Genomic DNA, 18,022 nt, shown 5'->3' on the forward strand with positions numbered 1-18,022 from the left:
ACAAAAGGAAGACTAAGGAAAGTGTGCTCAGACAGACCGTTAGCCTTGTGGGTGGAAACCCCACACAAGGCTAACGGAGACATTTATAGGAGAAACTTAAATAAAAATTACGATTTATAAGCGAGTCTGATAAAATAATTAATGAACACAAAGACGCAGAGACACAGAGAATAAATTAAAACTCTGTGTTTTCGTATCTCTGTGTTCAATTTATTGCATACTTTTACACAATTAATATAAACTTTGCAGAAATGAAAAATAGAATTACTTCACTCTTTGGTATAAAGTATCCCATTATTTCGGGCGGAATGGTATGGTGCAGCGGTTGGCAGTTGGCAGCTGCCGTGAGCAATGCAGGCGGTCTGGGTCTTATCGGAGCAGGATCTATGACAGCAGATATACTACGTGAACATATACAAAAATGTAAGGCAGCTACCGATAAGCCTTTCGGAGTAAACGTACCGTTAATGTACCATCATTCGGAAGCAATGATGGAAGTTATTATAGCCGAAAAAGTACCGGTAGTATTTACCTCGGCAGGTAGCCCTAAAACATGGACCAGGAAATTGCAGGAAAACGGCAGTAAGGTTGCCCATGTAGTAGCAAGCACCAAATTTGCCATCAAGTGCGAAGAAGCAGGCGTAGATGCAATCGTAGCCGAAGGTTTCGAAGCCGGAGGGCACAACGGCAGAGAGGAAACCACTACAATGGTACTGATTCCGCAAGTTCGAAAAGCTATTTCCACCCCTCTGATTGCAGCAGGAGGTATTGCTACCGGCGAAGGAATGCTGGCAGCCATTGCACTGGGAGCAGAAGGTATACAAATGGGAACGCGTTTTGCTCTATCACAGGAGAGTTCAGCTTCCGAAGAATTTAAAAATCTTTGTATCAACTTACAGGAAGGAGACACAATCCTCTCTTTAAAGAAAGTATCCCCTACCCGTCTTATTAAAAATGAGTTTTATAAAGAAGTAGAAGAAGCCGAAAACAAAGGTGCATCTGCCGACGATATACGCACGATTCTGGGGCATGGAAGATCCAAAAAAGGAATCTTTGAAGGCGACCTGGTGAATGGTGAACTCGAAATAGGTCAGATTAGTTCGATAATTAAAGATATACCAACGGTAAAGGCAATTATGGAGCAAATTGTGGAAGAATATAATGCAAGATTAAAATGGATACAGGGAGATTAAATTCTCCCTGCTTCCTTCAAATATGTTTTTTTTGAGAAAGAAGTATTGTCCGAACAGAAGTAAAAGATAGGTAAAAGGAAGAACACAAAGTGCTTTCCATTTGTTTATTGTTCTAAAATAATAAACGAACAAAGAAATGATTATTAAGCACTTCACTGACAATGATTTATATAAGTTCTCCGTTATGCTTGCCATACAGAGACTTTACCCTTGGGCTTATGTTAAATATGAGTTTATAAACCGGGGGAAAACTCTTTTCCCAAAAGGCTTTGCCGAGCGACTTCAAAAAGAGGTTAATGCTATGGCAAAACTTAAAATGACCAAAACGGAAAAAAGCTTTATTACACAAAAATGCTATTATTTCGACCCTGTGTTTATCGACTTTCTGGAAGGGTATCAATATGATCCTGAAGAAGTAAAAATAACCTTGGAAAACGGAGAGTTAAAAGTTGTGGTAGAAGGTTATTGGTATCGTACTGTATTATGGGAAGTTCCTTTAATGGCTATCATCTCCGAACTATACTTTCAGATGACTAACATATCACCTGAAAATGTAGAAGAAAAAGCCATAAACAAGGCTCTACTATTAAAAGAAATGGAAGCCGATCATTCCGATTTCGGAACTCGCCGCCGTTTCTCTTTCGATGTACACAATCGCATTATTGCTTGTTTAAAAGAACATTCGGGAACATATTTCAAGGGTACAAGCAATGTTTATCTGGCAATGAAGTATAACACCACTCCTATTGGCACTATGCCACATGAATGGTTTATGTTTCATGGTGCTGTTTACGGGTATCGTGCTGCCAACGCCAAAGCACTTGATGCATGGGTAGATGTATACCAAGGTAGTTTAGGAATTACTCTGACAGATACATATACCACAGAAACATTCTTCCAATCGTTCAATCTGAAACATGCCAAATTATTCGACGGAGTACGCTGGGATAGTGGAGATCCTCTCGCGTATACAGATAATACTATTCGCTTTTATGAAGAAAGTCGAATTGACCCTCTCACCAAAACCATCGTTTACAGTGATTCGCTCAACTTAGACAGAATAAAAGAGATTAAACAATATGTAAATGGAAGAATTCATGATGCATACGGAATAGGCACATTCTTCTCTAACGATGTAGGAGCAAAACCTCTAAATATGGTAATTAAGTTGGTGCAAGTAAAATATGATGCTAAAAATAAGTACCAATATGCTGTTAAATTATCAGATACTCCTGGAAAAAACACAGGAAATAAAGAAGAAATTGAGTTGATAAAACGCACGTTGGGAATTAATGACTGACTCCTACCACCCTCTAAGTAAAGCGAAGAATCTTCTTTGACTCTACAGGCTCTCCGCTTTACTAAGAAAGTATTTTGAATTTTACGGAATAACATGTTATTGTTTATATCCGGCTAAAACAATTTCTTAGGGCGAGTGAATTATTCACTTTTCAGCTTCATCTTCCTTCTGAATGTATACGGTACGTGCCGGGAACGCAAAGCTCAACTCAGCCTTATCGAAAGATTCTAAGATTTCCATATTCACATTCGATTGTACCTGAAGTATATCAGCCCCCGGTTCTATAAAATAAGTAAAAGCCAGGTTCAATGAAGAATCTCCAAAATCAGAAAAAATAACACTAAGACCATCCGAAGAAACATTTTGTATTTTAGAAGGGATCTTTTTCAGCATATCCATAGCGCGACTTAACATTTCGGGAGTGGTTTCATAAACCAATTTCAGGTTAAGCACAACACGCCTTTTGGGTTCTGCCGAAATATTTATAATGGAAGCATCTGCTATCTTATAATTCGGAAAAGTGATCAGTCTATTATCATAATTTCTCATCTGTGTGCTTCGTACACCTACGTCTATAATAGTTCCTTCAAAATCATCAATCCTAATCACATCACCTATATTAAAAGGCTTATCTGTTAATATGGTAAATGCACCGAAAATATTTTTAATGGTATCTTGTGCAGCCAAGGCGAAGGCAACACCCCCAATACCCAACGTTCCTAACAAAGCACTGATGTTGACTCCTACATTACTGAGTGCCATAATAAAACCAACAATCCAAACAATAGAGGAAACAGTACGTTTAATTATCGGCAACATCCGGCTTGTATGCCTGTTGTTATTGGAATGCTTCTCCGAATTCAACAAATACATTTCGATAAGTCCATTTAGCAAATGAGCCACAAACCATGTAAAATTCAGAACAATCAAGATTCTATATGTACTATCCAGCACCTTATTTACACGGTCGGAAAGGTCTAAGTGATGAAAAGCAACCCATAATCCAATCAATGTTAATCCAAATAAGATTGGAGGTTCAATGGAAGCATAAATAGTATCATCCACTTTACTTGTGGTTTTCTTCGTCAAAGGTTTTATTACCTTTTTAGCAAACAAAGAAAGCAGTTTTACAATCACTATAGTACCTAAAAGAATCAGAGCAAAAATACCCCAATCTTCAACTGAGTTTCCCCAAATAACCTCTTCCAACATAATCATTTATTTTTGAAATATTCAATTATTCTATTCACTTGTTTATTAATAACTGTTCATTTCGCAGTTTTGTTCATTCACTATCATCTTGAAATGATTATATCGAACAAGGCATAAAAAAAGGAGTCACTCCTGACTCCAACCTTTGTTAACCTCAAATCTAATACTATAAAAAACACTGTACAAATAAAGACTTTAAATGTACATTAGCTATATCTTGCAAAACAAACGTTTGCAACTAATTATAATACTTTATTGCTCAACCAAATTTATGTTGACAGCATTCATTCCTCGCGCTCCACGCTCAAGTTCGAATGATACAATATTACCTTCTGCTATATTTTCAGGACAATTGCTGATATGGAAGAAATATTTATCCACTCCGGTCAGGCTCTTAATAAAGCCATATCCCTTAGATTGATTAAAATGCTCTACTCTTCCTTTTTGTATAGGATCTTCCTCCACTTTTTCTTTTTTGGGAGTTGATATATTGATACTATCAATATCCAGTTCCTCTTTTTTGATATTCATATCAGGAGGTGTGGATGTTATCATACCATTTTCATCGACATAAGCAATCATGTCTTCGAATGATGTAGCTCCCTCCGTCTTACGATTTTCTTTCTTTTTTTGTTTTTCTAATCTTTTCGCTTGCTTCTTTTTTTCGTTTTCTCTTTTGTTTGATGAAATTGCTTTTGACATTTATTTCTCCTTCTATTTATATAATTATATGTTATTCTCCGGTCAACAAAAAACCGGAGCTAAAAAAAGGAGGTTTCTACCTCCTTTTCTTTTATTTTTAGTATCTTCTTGAGTTATTATAGCCGCCACCGCCGCGATTTCTGTTAAAACCACCGCCGCCACCGCCACGATTTTCTGTTCTTGGCTTAGCAACACTAACTGAGATAACTTTACCTTCAATTTCTGCACCATTCAACTCGTCAATAGCCTTTTGACCTTGTGCATCGTCAGGCATCTCAACAAATCCAAATCCTCTTGATCTTCCGGATTCTCTGTCCATAATAATTTTGGCAGAAGAAACCTCTCCGTACTCTGAAAACAATTCGTTCAAATCAGCATCATCTAAGCTAAAATTCAAACCTGCAATGTAAATGTTCATTTAATTTCTTAATTAATTTAATAATAATGATTGAGAGGAAAAATTAAGAAGAGACTACTTAAAATGGTAAACCAAAAGGAGGCTTTAATCTATAACGATTCTTAACTCAAATCGACGTAAAGATAATAAATCATCAACCAAAATCTACAAAAAAGACTATTATTCTTCAATTCTTAATGTAAAATAACATTTCAAGACTTGATATGTACCATTATAAGATTACACCCATTTGTTTTTATACGTACTTTTGCATTATAAAAACTATATAAAAGCCTGAATTTCAAGATGAATACCTTATTCGACAACATAGAATATCTAAAGAAAGGAACCAAGCGCCAACAACAAGCATATCTTGTTTTAACCGAGAATTCAGTTCTACCAAAATTAAACTCCTTCCACCCTATTCTTGTTGGCACCATTCCTATCAACATTGATATAGAAACCAGCGACCTTGATATTATTTGCTATTGGACCCAAAAAGAAGAATTTATTTCCGCACTGAAAAAACTATTTGGAAAGGAATCCGAATTTAAGATCGAAGAGAATCAAACGATGAATGCCATAGTAGCCGGCTTTAAATTGCACAGTTTCGAAATCGAGATCTTCGGGCAAAATATCCCAACCAAAGAGCAAAGAGGATATAGACACATGCTTGTAGAACATGAGTTACTACTAAAAAAAGGAGATCAATTCAGACAACAGATCATTGAATTAAAAAAGCAAGGATATAAAACCGAACCAGCCTTTGGTATAGCCTTGGGGCTATCGGGAGATCCTTATAGTGAATTATTAAACTTTGAGAAACGATCGAACGACTAAAAAAACGGTACCACGATTCTCATCGCAGTACCGCCACAACACAAACACAAAATAAAACACGACAAAACTACTATGCAATCACTTGTCTATATCGAAGATATAAGTAATCGTTTTATATATTCACATGTATAAAACAACATCAAGCGATATGCATCTTATAAACAAACAGACTACTCTGTTTGTTGTTCTTTATTATGTTAACGAAAACAAAAAACTATTGTATACCAAGCTCACGAAGCTTTAATTGCCAAGCCCAAGCGGAGCATAATGTATCTTCAATACTTGTTTCTGCTTTCCAACCTAATTCATTATTTGCATATTCCGGATTAGCCCATACCTTTTCGATATCGCCTGCACGACGACCAACAATCTGATAATTTAGCTTAACTCCGGTTGCTTTCTCAAAAGCATTTATCAATTCTAATACGGATAAGCCAACACCTGTTCCAATATTGAACACTTCGACTTTCTCCTTTTGTTTTTCATCAAGAATTCGCTCAATGGCAATCACATGCGCTTTTGCCAAATCTACCACATTGATGAAATCGCGGATACAAGATCCATCGGGGGTATCATAATCATCTCCAAATACGCTTAACTTTTCACGAATGCCAATGGCCGTTTGTGTCAGATAAGGTATCAGATTCTGAGGAACCCCATTAGGCAATTCTCCTAACAAAGCTGTAGGATGAGCACCTATCGGATTAAAGTAGCGCAATAAAATTGCGTTAATGGGAGCACCGGATTTTACAGTATCGTAAATAATCTCTTCATTAATCTGCTTTGTATTACCATAAGGAGATTCCGCTTTCTTTGTTGGCGCTTTTTCTGTTACCGGAAGTTCATCCGGCTGTCCGTATACCGTACATGACGAAGAGAATACAATTCCGCCTACATTATGCTTTGGCATAAGTTCCAACAAATTAATCAGGGATACTAAGTTGTTACGATAATATAACAGTGGTTTTTCTACAGACTCACCCACTGCCTTACTTGCTGCAAAATGAATGATGGCTTCGATTCCTTGATACTTAGTAAACAATGCATCAAGTCCTTCATAATCCAGACAATCCAATTTTTCAAAGATGGGACGAACACCTGATACTTTCTCAATGTTATCCACCACATTTGCATTCGAGTTAGAAAGGTTATCTATAATAACCACCTCATACCCTGAGTTTTGTAACTCCACAACTGTATGAGAACCAATGTAGCCTGTGCCACCGGTAACTAAAATCCTTTTACTCATAAAATATTCAAAATAGGTTTTTCTACGAATGCTCTGCAAAGATAAACAAAAAAAGTATTTTCATAGAACAATTGTAGAAAATATGTGTATAAAATTAGTAATTACTATCATACCACTCCTGAAAATCCCATGAAAGCCATTGCCAATAGTCCTGCTGTAACAAGAGCTATCGGGGTTCCTTCCATACCCTTAGGTATCTTAATTAAACTCATCTGCTCACGCAAACCGGCAAACAGAATTAACGCTAACCCAAACCCAAGAGCAGTTGAAAAAGCATATACTACCCCTGTCAGCAAATTATAGTCCTTCTGAATAACCAAAATGGCTACCCCCAAAATACAACAGTTCGTTGTAATGAGAGGAAGGAATACTCCCAATGCCTGATAAAGAGAAGGAGAAACCTTCTTTAAAACAATCTCTACCATTTGCACCAGTCCTGCAATCACCAAAATAAAAGTGATGGTTTGCAAATATCCTAAATCAAACGCATCTAAAACATACTTTTGAATCAGGAAGGTTACAATGGTAGCAATAGTAAGCACGAAAGCTACCGCTGCCGACATTCCAATTGCTGTATCTACTTTCTTGGAAACGCCCAGAAACGGACAAATACCCAGGAATTGTGACAATACAATATTGTTCACAAAAATAGCGGAAATAAATATAATAATGTATTCCATAACGAATTATTTTAGTAATTATGCTTTTCTTAAGCGATTAATAATCGCAATAAGATATCCTAAAGCAATAAATGCACCGGGTGCTAAAACAAACAATAACATACCATACTCTTCGGGGAGAATTGAAAAATTGAAAATCTTTCCGGTTCCCAAGAATTCGCGGGTAGCTCCTAATAGAGTAAGAGCCAGTGTAAAGCCAAGCCCCATCCCTAATCCGTCTAAGGCAGAAGAGCCTACATTATTTTTAGCAGCAAAAGCTTCGGCACGTCCTAACACGATACAGTTTACTACAATCAGAGGGATAAAAAGACCCAAGGTTGCATATAAATCAGGAACGTATGCTTGCATAACCATTTGCAGTAAAGTCACAAAAGAAGCAATTACCACAATAAAAGACGGGATACGCACCATATCGGGTATTAAGTTCTTTAATAATGAAATAACCACATTCGAGCAAACCAATACAAACATAGTGGCCAACCCCATTCCCATACCATTGATTGCAGAAGAAGTAGTTCCTAAAGTAGGACACATCCCCAACAGAAGTACAAATACCGGGTTTTCTTTTATAATCCCGTTCATTAAAACTTTAAAGTTATTCATATTCTATACTCCTTTCTTTTAATTAGTACCGATAGAGTCGGTTTGTTCAACATGTTCAGGTTCAGAAGATACTTTCTGCGAAGCTGAAGTAGAGGCATCAACATTTCCTTCTTTATATGCATTATAAGCATTATTCACCGCTTTAAGGAAAGCTCTGGATGTGATAGTAGAAGCCGTAATAGCATCAATCTGACCTCCATCATTCTTTACTGTTAATTCTTTCTCTCCAGGATTCAAACCTTTAATACTTCCTTTACTTCCTTCTTTAAACCAAGCATCAGCCTTAGAGCCTAAGCCCGGGGTTTCGGAATGAGCAAGCAAAGAGTAATCGTATATTTTTCCATCAGCATCAAATCCTACCAGGATTTTAATCTCTCCGGAAAATCCTAATGATTTAGATTCTACGGCAGTACCTACTAATTTATCTCCGCTTTTAGCAGGATACACAATATATTCAAGTTTTCCTTCTTTACTAAAAATACTATCGCATTCTGCTACCGGGTTATTGGTAAATTCAGGAACTACACTTTTCAACGCAGCATTTAGCGTTTTCATATTAGCTTCGGCAATAGGGGCTTTTGTTAATCCATTGACATAAGCCAATAATCCTACTGCAACCATCGTTACTATGGTAAGTACCAGTAACATATTTTTCAATGATGATTCTAATTTCTTCATTTTTTCTTAGCTACCTCCCCAAAGCGTTTTGGTTTGCAATACATATTAATAAGTGGAGTAAATGCATTCATAATCAGAATAGCAAATGACATACCTTCCGGATAAGCTCCCTTAATACGAATTACCATGGTAAGTACACCTATACATACACCAAAAATCAGCATCCCTTTTTTACTCATAGGAGAAGTTACATAGTCGGTAGCCATAAAAACAGCTCCAAGTAATAAACCTCCCGAAATCAAATGAATCCACGGAGCAACATACTTAGTTGGGTCAACCAAATGCATGATACCTGCAAAAACAAACACTGTCAGTATGATAGATACAGGAATATGCCAGCTTATTATTTTCTTCCAAAGCATATACACAAGTCCCAACAGAAGAGCCGCAGCACTTACTTCTCCTAAACATCCTCCATTATTACCAAGGAATAGGCTAAGAGAGTCTGGAAGTTGATCTAAAGACATTCCGGGAGCACCTTTAATCACTCCTTTCATGATAGCTAATGGAGTAGCAGCAGTTTCTACATCTACATAAGAGGCCAACTGCCCAACTTGAGGCCAAGTAGTCATTTGTACAGGGAAAGAGAGTAACAGGAATACACGTCCTGCCAAGGCGGGGTTGAAAGGGTTGTTTCCTAAACCACCGAAAGACATCTTCCCTACTCCAATTGCAAACAAAGCTCCGATAACAATAATCCAGATAGGAAGATTAGAAGGGAGGTTGAAAGCAAGAAGCACCCCTGTGATAACAGCAGAGCCATCGCATATAGTAGTAGATTCTTTTTTCAAAAGGAATTTTGCTATTGCCCATTCAAAAAACAAACAAGCAATAACAGAGGTGGCAGTCACCACCAAAGCTCCCAAGCCATAAAATACAAGCGATACGATAAATGCAGGTATCAGCGCAATAAGCACGCCATACATATTTTTCTGTATGCTGTCTCCGCTATGTACATGGGGCGAAAGAGATACTATTAATTTATTTTCCATCTGTATTAGTTTTTAGCTTGACGTGAACGAATTATTGCACCTACTTTACCTTTACCCAGACGACAATAATCCAATAAAGGTAATTTGGCAGGACAAGTGAATTGGCAAGAACCACATTCAATACAATCCATAATTCTCTCGGTTTCCATTCTTTCAAAGTTTCCGTTCTCGGCCAATACTGAAAGCAAGTAAGGTTCCAGTCCCATTGGGCAAGCACCCACACATTTGGCACAACGGATACAGCTTTTCTGCTCGCCACGTTTGGCTTCTTTCTTATTCATAATCAGAATGCCCGAACTACCTTTCGTCATAGGAACATCCGTATTCACCAATGCTTTACCCATCATCGGACCACCACCTATTACTTTTCCGGTATCTTCGGGAAGTCCTCCGCAAGCATCAATCAATTGTTGAAGAGGAGTACCTACACGTGCCATAAAGTTAGAAGGCTGGGCAACCGACTTACCTGTTACGGTAATTACCCGTTCAAACAAAGGCTTATTTTTTTGTACTGCTTCATAAACAGCAAATGCAGTACCTACATTCTGCACTACGGCTCCTGTAGCTATTGGAAGAGCTCCGCTTGGCACCTGACGAGAAATCACAGCATCAATCAGCTGCTTCTCTCCACCCTGAGGGTATTGTACTTTCAACGGCACAATAGAGATTCCTGCATATCCGGCAGCTACCTTAGTCATTAACTTAATAGCATCCGGTTTGTTATTCTCAATTCCAATAAATGCTTTATTTACTTTAACTGCTTTCATCAGGATATGAACACCTACCATAATTTCTTCTGCATGCTCCAACATCAGTTGGTGGTCGGCAGTTAAATAAGGCTCACATTCTACAGCATTTATGATAATGCATTCAGCCTTTGCTGTTGGAGGGGGAGTCAACTTTACATGTGTAGGAAAACAAGCTCCACCTAACCCTACAATACCGGCATCTGCTATTTTCTTTACGATTTCTTCCGGGCTAAATGTACACTCTTTCTTCAACTCGGGGCTACGGTCAATGGATTCTTCCCATTCGTCTCCTTCTACATCAATAAAGATAGCCGGTTTAGCATATCCACTTGCATCAACAAAAGAATCGACTTTCGCCACTTTACCACTGACTGATGAATGGATGGCTGCTGAAACAAAACCGCCCGCTTCGGCAATTACGGTGCCTACTTTTACCACATCTCCTTTCTTCACTACCGCCTTGGCCGGGGCACCGATATGCTGTCCCAACATAATAACCACTTTCTCGGGCACGGCAGCAGTCTGAATAGGTTGATTGGCTGAAAGTTTATTTTCATGTGGATGAACACCGCCTATTGAAAATGTCTTCAACATACAATCTATGTATTTAATCTGTTTATATTCAATTAATTAAGCTTCAACCGATGTTGTAATCGGCGCCTCTTCTTTAGGTTTGCGAGGAGGGAAATTCTCTTCGATAATAGTGTGTTGTGGACAAACCTCTACACATTTACGACACAATTTACATTTATTGTAGTCGATATAAGCCAGGTTGTTTTCCAAAGAAATGGCTTCAAACGCACAAGCCTTCACACACTTACCACAGCCTATACAGCCTACGCTACATGCTTTACGGGTAACCGCCCCTTTATCCTTATTAATACAAGAAACATAAACACGACGTGATTTCTTTCCTTGGGCACGAAGCTCGATGATGGATTTCGGACAAGCCTTCACACAAGCTCCACAAGCGGTACACTTATCTTCTATTACTTCCGGCAATCCGGTTTCAGGGTTCATGTGTATAGCGTCGAACTGACATACAGAAACACAATCGCCACATCCTAAACATCCGTAACTACATCCGGTTTCGCCTCCGTAAAGTGATGCTGCAATAGCACAACTCTTAGCACCATCATACATGTTTGTACGAGGGCGATTTGCACAAGAGCCATTACATCTTACCACAGCAAGCATAGGTTCGGAAACCGCCGCATCGCGTCCTAATAAAGTAGCAATCTGAGCCATTAGTTCCGAGCCGCCTACCGGACAGTTTTTTCCATCCAGCGTATCTGCTTTTACACAAGCATCGGCAAAACCACTACATCCCGGATAACCACATCCTCCACAGTTTGCCTGAGGTAATATTTCTGCAACCTGGGCAATTCGTGGGTCTTCATACACAGCAAATTTCTTGGAAGCAGCATATAATATCAAAGCAATAACAAGCGCTATAGCTCCCAGAGAAAGAACTGCAATCAGAATTAAATTCATAAATTAGCAATTTATAGGTTTAATTGAAAATGAGAAATTCTTTTTTAGTTTATTCTTATTTAACCACAATACTATATAATAAGGTATCAATAATCCTAAAGATATAAGCCCCGAAAGCAGCTCATTGTTATCAGTAACCGACATACAAACAAAAAGCGAAACTACTAAAATGAAAAAAGGAATGATAAAAGCCAAAAACACAGCCATCATTCCCATAGAAGTTTCACCTACCACAATTACTTTATCTCCTATTTTATAAGCAAAATCGGAAGAACTAATTTCTATAATTTTTTCTTTGCTCTCGGAAGAAGAACAATGTCCTTTTACACTACATGACGCACATGCAGAGGTTTGGACGATTCTCACAAACAGATGAGAACCTTCTATGCTTTCCACGATACCTTGATGAGTAATTACATTCGCCATTTTGCAAACTGAACATTACAAATTGCGGCAAATTTAAGCATATTTTGCGAACTAAAAAGGGTTATCCCACTTTTTATGTGGGATAAATTAGTCTTTTTAGTTTTATTATTAACAAACGACAGGAAGACTACCCGAACCTATTTTCCATCAAATAAGGAGAAATTGTTTCTTTTTGTCAAGTACAAACTAATTACCACTTATAATTAATTCCGAAACTTAGCAATTCCTTTAACTGAAAGTAGCTTTTATCCTCTACTCTTTTAGCACCATCGTCAAAACGGGTGTGTACAAATAATTTAGTCGACAGGTATCGGTTTAGAATGAAATCGAATGTATTTTCCCATTCGGCTTCCACTTTCTCATAACTGGTAAAGTAGTATAAACGAGAAGTCAACGTTACAGAAGGAATTATCTTCCAAGTCATGTTAGATTGCAGCTTAGAACCGAAATCATACATCGTTTTATCGCCTTTCTCCAATCCGAATTTAGTTTCATCCACATCTTTATCGCCCACATAGCGCAAGTTATATGCAATAGGCGAAATAAATACAGACAGATCTATTTTTTTCTTTTTTAGTTTATAGTCCATACCAATACTGGCTATCAGGTTGGCAGGAGCCAAGAATGATGAAACTTTTACATCTGTATTCTTCTTATAGTTATTAAAGAGCTGCGAATTTACTTCCATTGATACTGTATAGTACCAATTTTTGGCTGCCTGTACTCCGAGTTTACTATACAGGCGAAGCAGGTCGGTATTTATTCTGTATTTACGTATAGTATCGGAAGAAACTGTATTAAAGCCCAGTTTTACCTCAAGCGAATTTTCAAACTGAATTTTATTCTGGTCGTTATAATTACCAAAAAGCAATACATTACCCAACAAAGAATGAGCACTCTCCCCTCCTTTATACCAGTTTGTAGAGATATAATTCTGAGTAAATTGAAGCGATCCGTTACCTCCTATTGTCCAGAAATTAGGTTTCTGAATAACAATATCCGCACCATTAAATTCTGTAGTAGGAGCATCGGGCTTAAAAAGAGATAAAATAGATGTTTTGGGTGCCTCTTTAAGCACTTCGGCCTGATACACTTTTCTACTCATTATTTGATCTTCATTTTGACGAACTAACTCAGGATGAGTTAGATACAAGTCCATCAAAACCCGATCAACTTGCTTGCCCACCCTTTCTGATTTAGCAAATTTACTATCATCCAATGGCAGGAGCTCATCTGTTAAGCTTGGTAGTGTTGCTATCGGTTCCGGTTTCCACAACGACTCGGATAGTCGATTCATTGGAGAATGATAAAAAGTCATCGGTACAAACAACCTGTAGTAATAGGGATCGGGCTGAATATCCAGATACCGATAAGGATCTTTATTCAGTTCCTCCAGGTTACCAAAATAAAATTGGTACAATAAAGAGGGTACGGTATCCTCTTTCAATTCTGCTTTATCGATGCCATCATCTAAAGCGCCTACAAGATTCTGCCCTCCGACAGAAGATAGTGAAAGAATAGTAATTGTTAATAATGCACACAGAGTCCTCATAGTTATGTTTTTATTTTGAGCGCAAAAATACATTAAAATAACATTCTATAAAACAAAAGGTTTATAAAGTCTATATAAATCTGTAAAATAGCCTCATATTACAGGTTTTGCAAAGTACTACTGCTATTATTGGCAATTGCCGGTAGCATTTATTACAATTGCCAGTAGTATTTACAGCAATTGCCGATAGCTTTTAGTTTTCTTTTTTCCTTGGTATTTGTATTACTACATCATCAGTATTATATATTGTTATAGGGTCGTTATAGCGTTCGCCATTTCACGAATCAAGTTATAAGTCACTATATCATTGCATTATATTCCATAAAACACAAAAACTGTTTCTTATAATAGAATAAAAAAAGAGTTTATAAACCCCTTTCATTCTTTCTTTTTTTGTAATTTTGCAGTTTTTAGAATCAAAACCAGAATTAAGTAACATAATAAAAAGTATAACTGTGGGAGAGACCAAGTATATTTTCGTAACCGGTGGTGTGGCTTCTTCATTAGGAAAAGGCATTATTTCGTCATCTATCGGTAAATTGCTGCAAGCAAGAGGATACAGTGTAACTATTCAGAAATTCGACCCGTATATCAACATCGATCCGGGCACATTAAACCCCTACGAGCATGGCGAATGTTATGTAACAGTAGACGGGCATGAGGCAGACCTTGACTTGGGGCATTATGAGCGTTTCTTGAGTATTCAAACAACAAAGGCCAATAATATTACAACAGGCCGGGTTTACAAAAGTGTTATTGATAAAGAACGTCGTGGAGACTTCTTAGGAAAAACCGTACAAGTTGTTCCTCACATTACAGACGAAATTAAACGTAATGTGAAATTTCTGGGAAGCAAATACAAATTCGATTTTGTTATTACCGAAATAGGCGGAACCGTAGGAGACATAGAGTCTCTTCCCTACATGGAAAGCATCCGCCAGCTTAAATGGGAATTAGGCCCAAGAGCATTATCTGTACATCTTACATACGTACCTTTTCTGGCAGCAGCCAAAGAATTGAAAACAAAACCAACCCAACATTCGGTTAAAGAGCTGCAATCATTAGGAGTTCAACCGGATATTTTAGTTCTTCGTTCGGAGCATGATTTAAGTGCCGATTTAAGAAAAAAGGTAGCTTTATTTTGCAATGTAGAGGAAAGCGCTGTAGTTCAATCAATGGATGTGCCTACCATATACGAGGTTCCTTTAATGATGCAACGCCAAGGATTGGATAAAACAATTCTTCGCAAAATGGGACTCCCGATAGGAGAAGATCCTGCTCTGAAACCTTGGAAAGAGTTTTTAAATCGCCGTTCCAACGCCACAGAAGAAGTTACCATTGCTTTAGTTGGAAAATATGTAGAGTTGCAAGACGCATATAAATCTATCTTAGAATCACTTTTGCAGGCTGCTACTTATAACGATCGTAAATTAAAGATTGAATACGTACAGTCTGAGCAACTTACCGATGAAAATGTAGCCGAAAAGCTAAGTAAAGTAGATGGTATGGTTATATGCCCAGGCTTTGGATCAAGAGGTGTAGAAGGTAAATTTGTTGCCGCCAAATATGCCCGCGAGAATGATATACCAACCTTTGGCATCTGCCTTGGAATGCAATGTATGTCCATCGAATTTGCACGTAATGTACTTGGATTAGAAAAAGCTAATTCTATCGAGATGGACGAAAAAACCCCATACAATGTTATCGACATTATGGAAGAGCAAAAAGCCGTTACCAATTTGGGTGGCACCATGCGCTTAGGAGCTTACGAATGTGTTATAAACAAAGCCTCAAAAGTATACGAAGCATATAAAGAAGAACATATTCAGGAGCGACACAGACATCGTTATGAATTCAACAACAACTATCGCGAAAAATTCGAAGAAGCAGGCATGAAATGTGTAGGCATCAATCCTGAATCTGATTTAGTGGAGATTGTAGAAATTCCTGAATTAAGATGGTACATTGGTACACAGTTTCACCCGGAATATAGTAGCACAGTATTGAAACCACATCCGTTGTTCCTTTCATTTATAAAAGCTGCTATCAACAAATAATTAAGTATAACATTTTGTTTAATATATAATTCATGGATAAAAATACCATTATTGGGTTAGTTTTAATAGGACTCTTATTAATTGGTTTCAGTTATTTCAGCCGCCCTAATGAAGAACAGGTAGCTGCCTGGCAACGATACAATGACTCTATTGCCGTTGTTCAAAGAGAGGAAGAAGCCCTTAGAGCTAAAACCGCGGCTGCATTAGCCAATGAAAAAGCAGAAGAAAAGATCGACTCAACTTCTACTTTTTTCCCTGCATTACAAGGTGAAGAATCATTTACGACTATTGAAAACGAATTAGTAAAAGTCGTTCTAAGTAATAAGGGAGGTCGTGTTTATTCTGCTACACTTAAAGAATATTACAATCAGGAAAAAGAGCCGTTGGTATTGTTCAGTGATAAAGATGCTTCCATGAATTTTTATTTCTACAATAAAACGGGAGCTCTTCAAACCAAAGATTACTATTTTAAGCCAATCAATCAAACAGCAAACAGCGTTGTTATGAGATTGATTGCTGCTGATGATAGCTATATCGATTTTGCTTATACCTTACTCCCCGAAAGCTACATGGTTGACTTTAGCATCAAAGCTACAGGCATGGAAGATAAACTATCTTCTACCACCAATTATATAGATATTGCATGGTCGCAACGGGCTCGTCAGCAAGAACGCGGTTCTACTTATGAAAACAGACTATCAAACCTCAGCTATAAACTTACCTCAGATGATAGTGATCATTTATCCGAATCTAAAGACGAAGATAAATCCATTGAAGGTAGTAGATTAGATTGGATTGCCTTTAAAAACCAATTCTTCTCTTCTGTATTTATAGCCGATCAATCTTTCGAAAAAGGAAAACTGAAGTCGAGAATGGAGCAACAGGGAAGCGGTTACATCAAAAACTATGCTGCCGAAATGAGCACCTTCTTCGATCCGAAAGGTAATGAAGCAACTACCATGCATTTTTACTTCGGTCCCAACCATTACAAAACATTAAAAGCTTTTGATAAAGGTAGAGATCATAAATGGGAATTAGACAATCTTGTTTATTTAGGATGGCCGGTTGTTCGTCAGATCAATCAATGGTTTACCATCAACATATTCGACTGGTTATCCAGTTGGGGATTAAGCATGGGAATTGTTCTATTGTTAATGACAATCATTGTGAAGATTGTAGTATTCCCTGCTACCTGGAAAACATTTATTTCTTCTGCCAAGATGCGTGTACTTAAACCTCAGATTGACAAAATCAATGAGAAGTACCCCAAGCAGGAAGATGCCATGAAAAAACAACAGGAAGTAATGGGATTATACAGTCAATATGGAGTAAGCCCGATGGGTGGATGCTTGCCTATGTTATTGCAATTTCCTATTCTTATGGCCTTGTTTATGTTTGTGCCAAGTGCCATCGAATTTCGTCAGGAAAGTTTCTTGTGGGCAGCCGACTTATCAACTTATGATGATATCATTAAATTGCCTTTCAAGATACCATTCCTTGGAAATCACCTCAGTTTGTTCTGCTTATTAATGACTATCACCACCATTCTGAATACTAAATTCACTATGGATCAGCAAAATACCGGTCAGCAACAAGTGCCCGGAATGAAGTGGATGATGTATTTAATGCCTGTAATGTTCTTATTTGTCTTGAACGATTTCCCGGCCGGTCTTAACTATTACTACTTCATATCTACACTGATTAGTGTGATAACTATGATTATATTACGCAAAACAACCAACGAAGAAAAGTTACTGGCACAATTGGAAACAAACAAGTCCAAGAAAAAAACACAAAAGAAGTCCGGTTTTGCTGCTCGTTTGGAAGCTATGCAAAAAGAACAAGAACGCTTACTTCAAGAGAAAGCTAAACAGAATAAAAAATAAGAAACTTGACTT

General features: G+C 37.6%; 17 protein-coding genes. 5 read left to right on the forward strand and 12 right to left on the reverse strand.

All coding sequences use genetic code 11. The annotated features are described in order from the left end of the window. The first annotated feature begins 251 nt into the window (after window positions 1–251). Together D0T60_RS07460 and pncB are read left to right on the forward strand one after the other, a co-directional pair. Window positions 252–1,193 (forward strand): nitronate monooxygenase, encoded by a 942-nt coding sequence (locus D0T60_RS07460; protein ID WP_163217536.1) that lies wholly within the window; start codon window positions 252–254, stop codon window positions 1,191–1,193. Window positions 1,194–1,329: 136 nt separating this feature from the next. Next, the gene (gene pncB, locus D0T60_RS07465) at window positions 1,330–2,493 is read left to right on the forward strand and encodes a nicotinate phosphoribosyltransferase (protein ID WP_163217537.1); all 1,164 of its coding nucleotides are present in this window, start codon (window positions 1,330–1,332) and stop codon (window positions 2,491–2,493) included. A 144-nt stretch (window positions 2,494–2,637) separates the two neighbouring features. Here pncB and D0T60_RS07470 read toward each other — a convergent pair whose 3' ends face one another. The 3 genes from D0T60_RS07470 to D0T60_RS07480 all read right to left on the reverse strand — a co-directional run bounded on the left by D0T60_RS07470 (window position 2,638) and on the right by D0T60_RS07480 (window position 4,825). Continuing rightward, complete coding sequence (locus D0T60_RS07470) at window positions 2,638–3,705, reverse strand: mechanosensitive ion channel family protein (RefSeq protein WP_163217685.1); 1,068 nt, start codon at window positions 3,703–3,705, stop codon at window positions 2,638–2,640. A 252-nt stretch (window positions 3,706–3,957) separates the two neighbouring features. Then, window positions 3,958–4,407: a cold-shock protein gene (locus tag D0T60_RS07475; protein ID WP_163217538.1), complete on the reverse strand. Its 450-nt coding sequence runs from the start codon at window positions 4,405–4,407 to the stop codon at window positions 3,958–3,960. A 97-nt stretch (window positions 4,408–4,504) separates the two neighbouring features. After that, window positions 4,505–4,825, reverse strand: coding sequence for an RNA-binding protein (locus D0T60_RS07480; protein ID WP_163217539.1), 321 nt, complete (start codon window positions 4,823–4,825; stop codon window positions 4,505–4,507). A 285-nt stretch (window positions 4,826–5,110) separates the two neighbouring features. Between D0T60_RS07480 and D0T60_RS07485 the strand changes: the two genes are divergently transcribed. Further along, window positions 5,111–5,644 carry a DUF4269 domain-containing protein gene (locus D0T60_RS07485; protein ID WP_163217540.1) on the forward strand — a complete coding sequence of 178 codons (534 nt, stop codon included), beginning with the start codon at window positions 5,111–5,113 and terminating at the stop codon, window positions 5,642–5,644. A gap of 214 nt (window positions 5,645–5,858) precedes the next feature. Here the strand turns inward: D0T60_RS07485 and galE are convergent, their stop codons facing one another. The 9 genes from galE to D0T60_RS07530 all read right to left on the reverse strand — a co-directional run bounded on the left by galE (window position 5,859) and on the right by D0T60_RS07530 (window position 14,067). Continuing rightward, the gene (gene galE, locus D0T60_RS07490; protein ID WP_163217541.1) at window positions 5,859–6,893 is read right to left on the reverse strand and encodes a UDP-glucose 4-epimerase GalE; all 1,035 of its coding nucleotides are present in this window, start codon (window positions 6,891–6,893) and stop codon (window positions 5,859–5,861) included. A gap of 107 nt (window positions 6,894–7,000) precedes the next feature. Then, window positions 7,001–7,573 carry an electron transport complex subunit RsxA gene (gene rsxA / locus D0T60_RS07495; RefSeq protein WP_163217542.1) on the reverse strand — a complete coding sequence of 191 codons (573 nt, stop codon included), beginning with the start codon at window positions 7,571–7,573 and terminating at the stop codon, window positions 7,001–7,003. Window positions 7,574–7,591: 18 nt separating this feature from the next. Beyond that, window positions 7,592–8,176, reverse strand: a complete 585-nt coding sequence (locus D0T60_RS07500; protein WP_163217543.1) for an RnfABCDGE type electron transport complex subunit E — start codon at window positions 8,174–8,176, stop codon at window positions 7,592–7,594. An 18-nt stretch (window positions 8,177–8,194) separates the two neighbouring features. After that, entirely contained in the window at window positions 8,195–8,854 is a 660-nt protein-coding gene (locus D0T60_RS07505) for an RnfABCDGE type electron transport complex subunit G (RefSeq protein WP_163217544.1), read from the reverse strand. Then, entirely contained in the window at window positions 8,851–9,846 is a 996-nt protein-coding gene (locus tag D0T60_RS07510) for an RnfABCDGE type electron transport complex subunit D (protein WP_163217545.1), read from the reverse strand. The genes D0T60_RS07505 and D0T60_RS07510 overlap by 4 nt, the downstream gene beginning before the upstream one ends. A gap of 5 nt (window positions 9,847–9,851) precedes the next feature. Next, window positions 9,852–11,189, reverse strand: a complete 1,338-nt coding sequence (gene rsxC, locus D0T60_RS07515) for an electron transport complex subunit RsxC (protein ID WP_163217546.1) — start codon at window positions 11,187–11,189, stop codon at window positions 9,852–9,854. Between the two features lie 36 nt (window positions 11,190–11,225). Beyond that, window positions 11,226–12,089 (reverse strand): Fe-S cluster domain-containing protein, encoded by an 864-nt coding sequence (locus D0T60_RS07520; RefSeq protein WP_163217547.1) that lies wholly within the window; start codon window positions 12,087–12,089, stop codon window positions 11,226–11,228. 3 nt (window positions 12,090–12,092) lie between these two features. Next, window positions 12,093–12,515, reverse strand: a complete 423-nt coding sequence (locus tag D0T60_RS07525; RefSeq protein WP_163217548.1) for a SoxR reducing system RseC family protein — start codon at window positions 12,513–12,515, stop codon at window positions 12,093–12,095. 190 nt (window positions 12,516–12,705) lie between these two features. After that, window positions 12,706–14,067 carry a DUF3078 domain-containing protein gene (locus D0T60_RS07530; RefSeq protein WP_163217549.1) on the reverse strand — a complete coding sequence of 454 codons (1,362 nt, stop codon included), beginning with the start codon at window positions 14,065–14,067 and terminating at the stop codon, window positions 12,706–12,708. Window positions 14,068–14,522: 455 nt separating this feature from the next. On the opposite strand from D0T60_RS07530, the gene D0T60_RS07535 reads away from it, so the two are divergent. Then, window positions 14,523–16,124 carry a CTP synthase gene (locus D0T60_RS07535; protein ID WP_163217550.1) on the forward strand — a complete coding sequence of 534 codons (1,602 nt, stop codon included), beginning with the start codon at window positions 14,523–14,525 and terminating at the stop codon, window positions 16,122–16,124. A gap of 32 nt (window positions 16,125–16,156) precedes the next feature. Further along, the gene (yidC, locus tag D0T60_RS07540; protein WP_163217551.1) at window positions 16,157–18,010 is read left to right on the forward strand and encodes a membrane protein insertase YidC; all 1,854 of its coding nucleotides are present in this window, start codon (window positions 16,157–16,159) and stop codon (window positions 18,008–18,010) included. Window positions 18,011–18,022 lie beyond the last annotated feature (12 nt).

Origin of the sequence: Bacteroides sp. 224 (assembly GCF_010500995.1) — a bacterium.
GTDB lineage: Bacteria > Bacteroidota > Bacteroidia > Bacteroidales > Bacteroidaceae > Bacteroides.

Bases quoted from the DNA above. Each gene is read 5' to 3' on its own strand.
- D0T60_RS07525 (WP_163217548.1), bottom strand. From the start codon at position 12,515: ATGGCGAATGTAATTACTCATCAAGGTATCGTGGAAAGCATAGAAGGT.
- D0T60_RS07480 (WP_163217539.1), bottom strand. From the start codon at position 4,825: ATGAACATTTACATTGCAGGTTTGAATTTTAGCTTAGATGATGCTGAT.
- galE (WP_163217541.1), bottom strand. From the start codon at position 6,893: ATGAGTAAAAGGATTTTAGTTACCGGTGGCACAGGCTACATTGGTTCT.
- D0T60_RS07500 (WP_163217543.1), bottom strand. From the start codon at position 8,176: ATGAATAACTTTAAAGTTTTAATGAACGGGATTATAAAAGAAAACCCG.
- D0T60_RS07460 (WP_163217536.1), top strand. From the start codon at position 252: ATGAAAAATAGAATTACTTCACTCTTTGGTATAAAGTATCCCATTATT.
- D0T60_RS07470 (WP_163217685.1), bottom strand. From the start codon at position 3,705: ATGTTGGAAGAGGTTATTTGGGGAAACTCAGTTGAAGATTGGGGTATT.
- pncB (WP_163217537.1), top strand. From the start codon at position 1,330: ATGATTATTAAGCACTTCACTGACAATGATTTATATAAGTTCTCCGTT.
- D0T60_RS07520 (WP_163217547.1), bottom strand. From the start codon at position 12,089: ATGAATTTAATTCTGATTGCAGTTCTTTCTCTGGGAGCTATAGCGCTT.
- rsxA (WP_163217542.1), bottom strand. From the start codon at position 7,573: ATGGAATACATTATTATATTTATTTCCGCTATTTTTGTGAACAATATT.
- D0T60_RS07475 (WP_163217538.1), bottom strand. From the start codon at position 4,407: ATGTCAAAAGCAATTTCATCAAACAAAAGAGAAAACGAAAAAAAGAAG.
- D0T60_RS07485 (WP_163217540.1), top strand. From the start codon at position 5,111: ATGAATACCTTATTCGACAACATAGAATATCTAAAGAAAGGAACCAAG.
- rsxC (WP_163217546.1), bottom strand. From the start codon at position 11,189: ATGTTGAAGACATTTTCAATAGGCGGTGTTCATCCACATGAAAATAAA.
- D0T60_RS07510 (WP_163217545.1), bottom strand. From the start codon at position 9,846: ATGGAAAATAAATTAATAGTATCTCTTTCGCCCCATGTACATAGCGGA.
- D0T60_RS07505 (WP_163217544.1), bottom strand. From the start codon at position 8,854: ATGAAGAAATTAGAATCATCATTGAAAAATATGTTACTGGTACTTACC.
- yidC (WP_163217551.1), top strand. From the start codon at position 16,157: ATGGATAAAAATACCATTATTGGGTTAGTTTTAATAGGACTCTTATTA.
- D0T60_RS07530 (WP_163217549.1), bottom strand. From the start codon at position 14,067: ATGAGGACTCTGTGTGCATTATTAACAATTACTATTCTTTCACTATCT.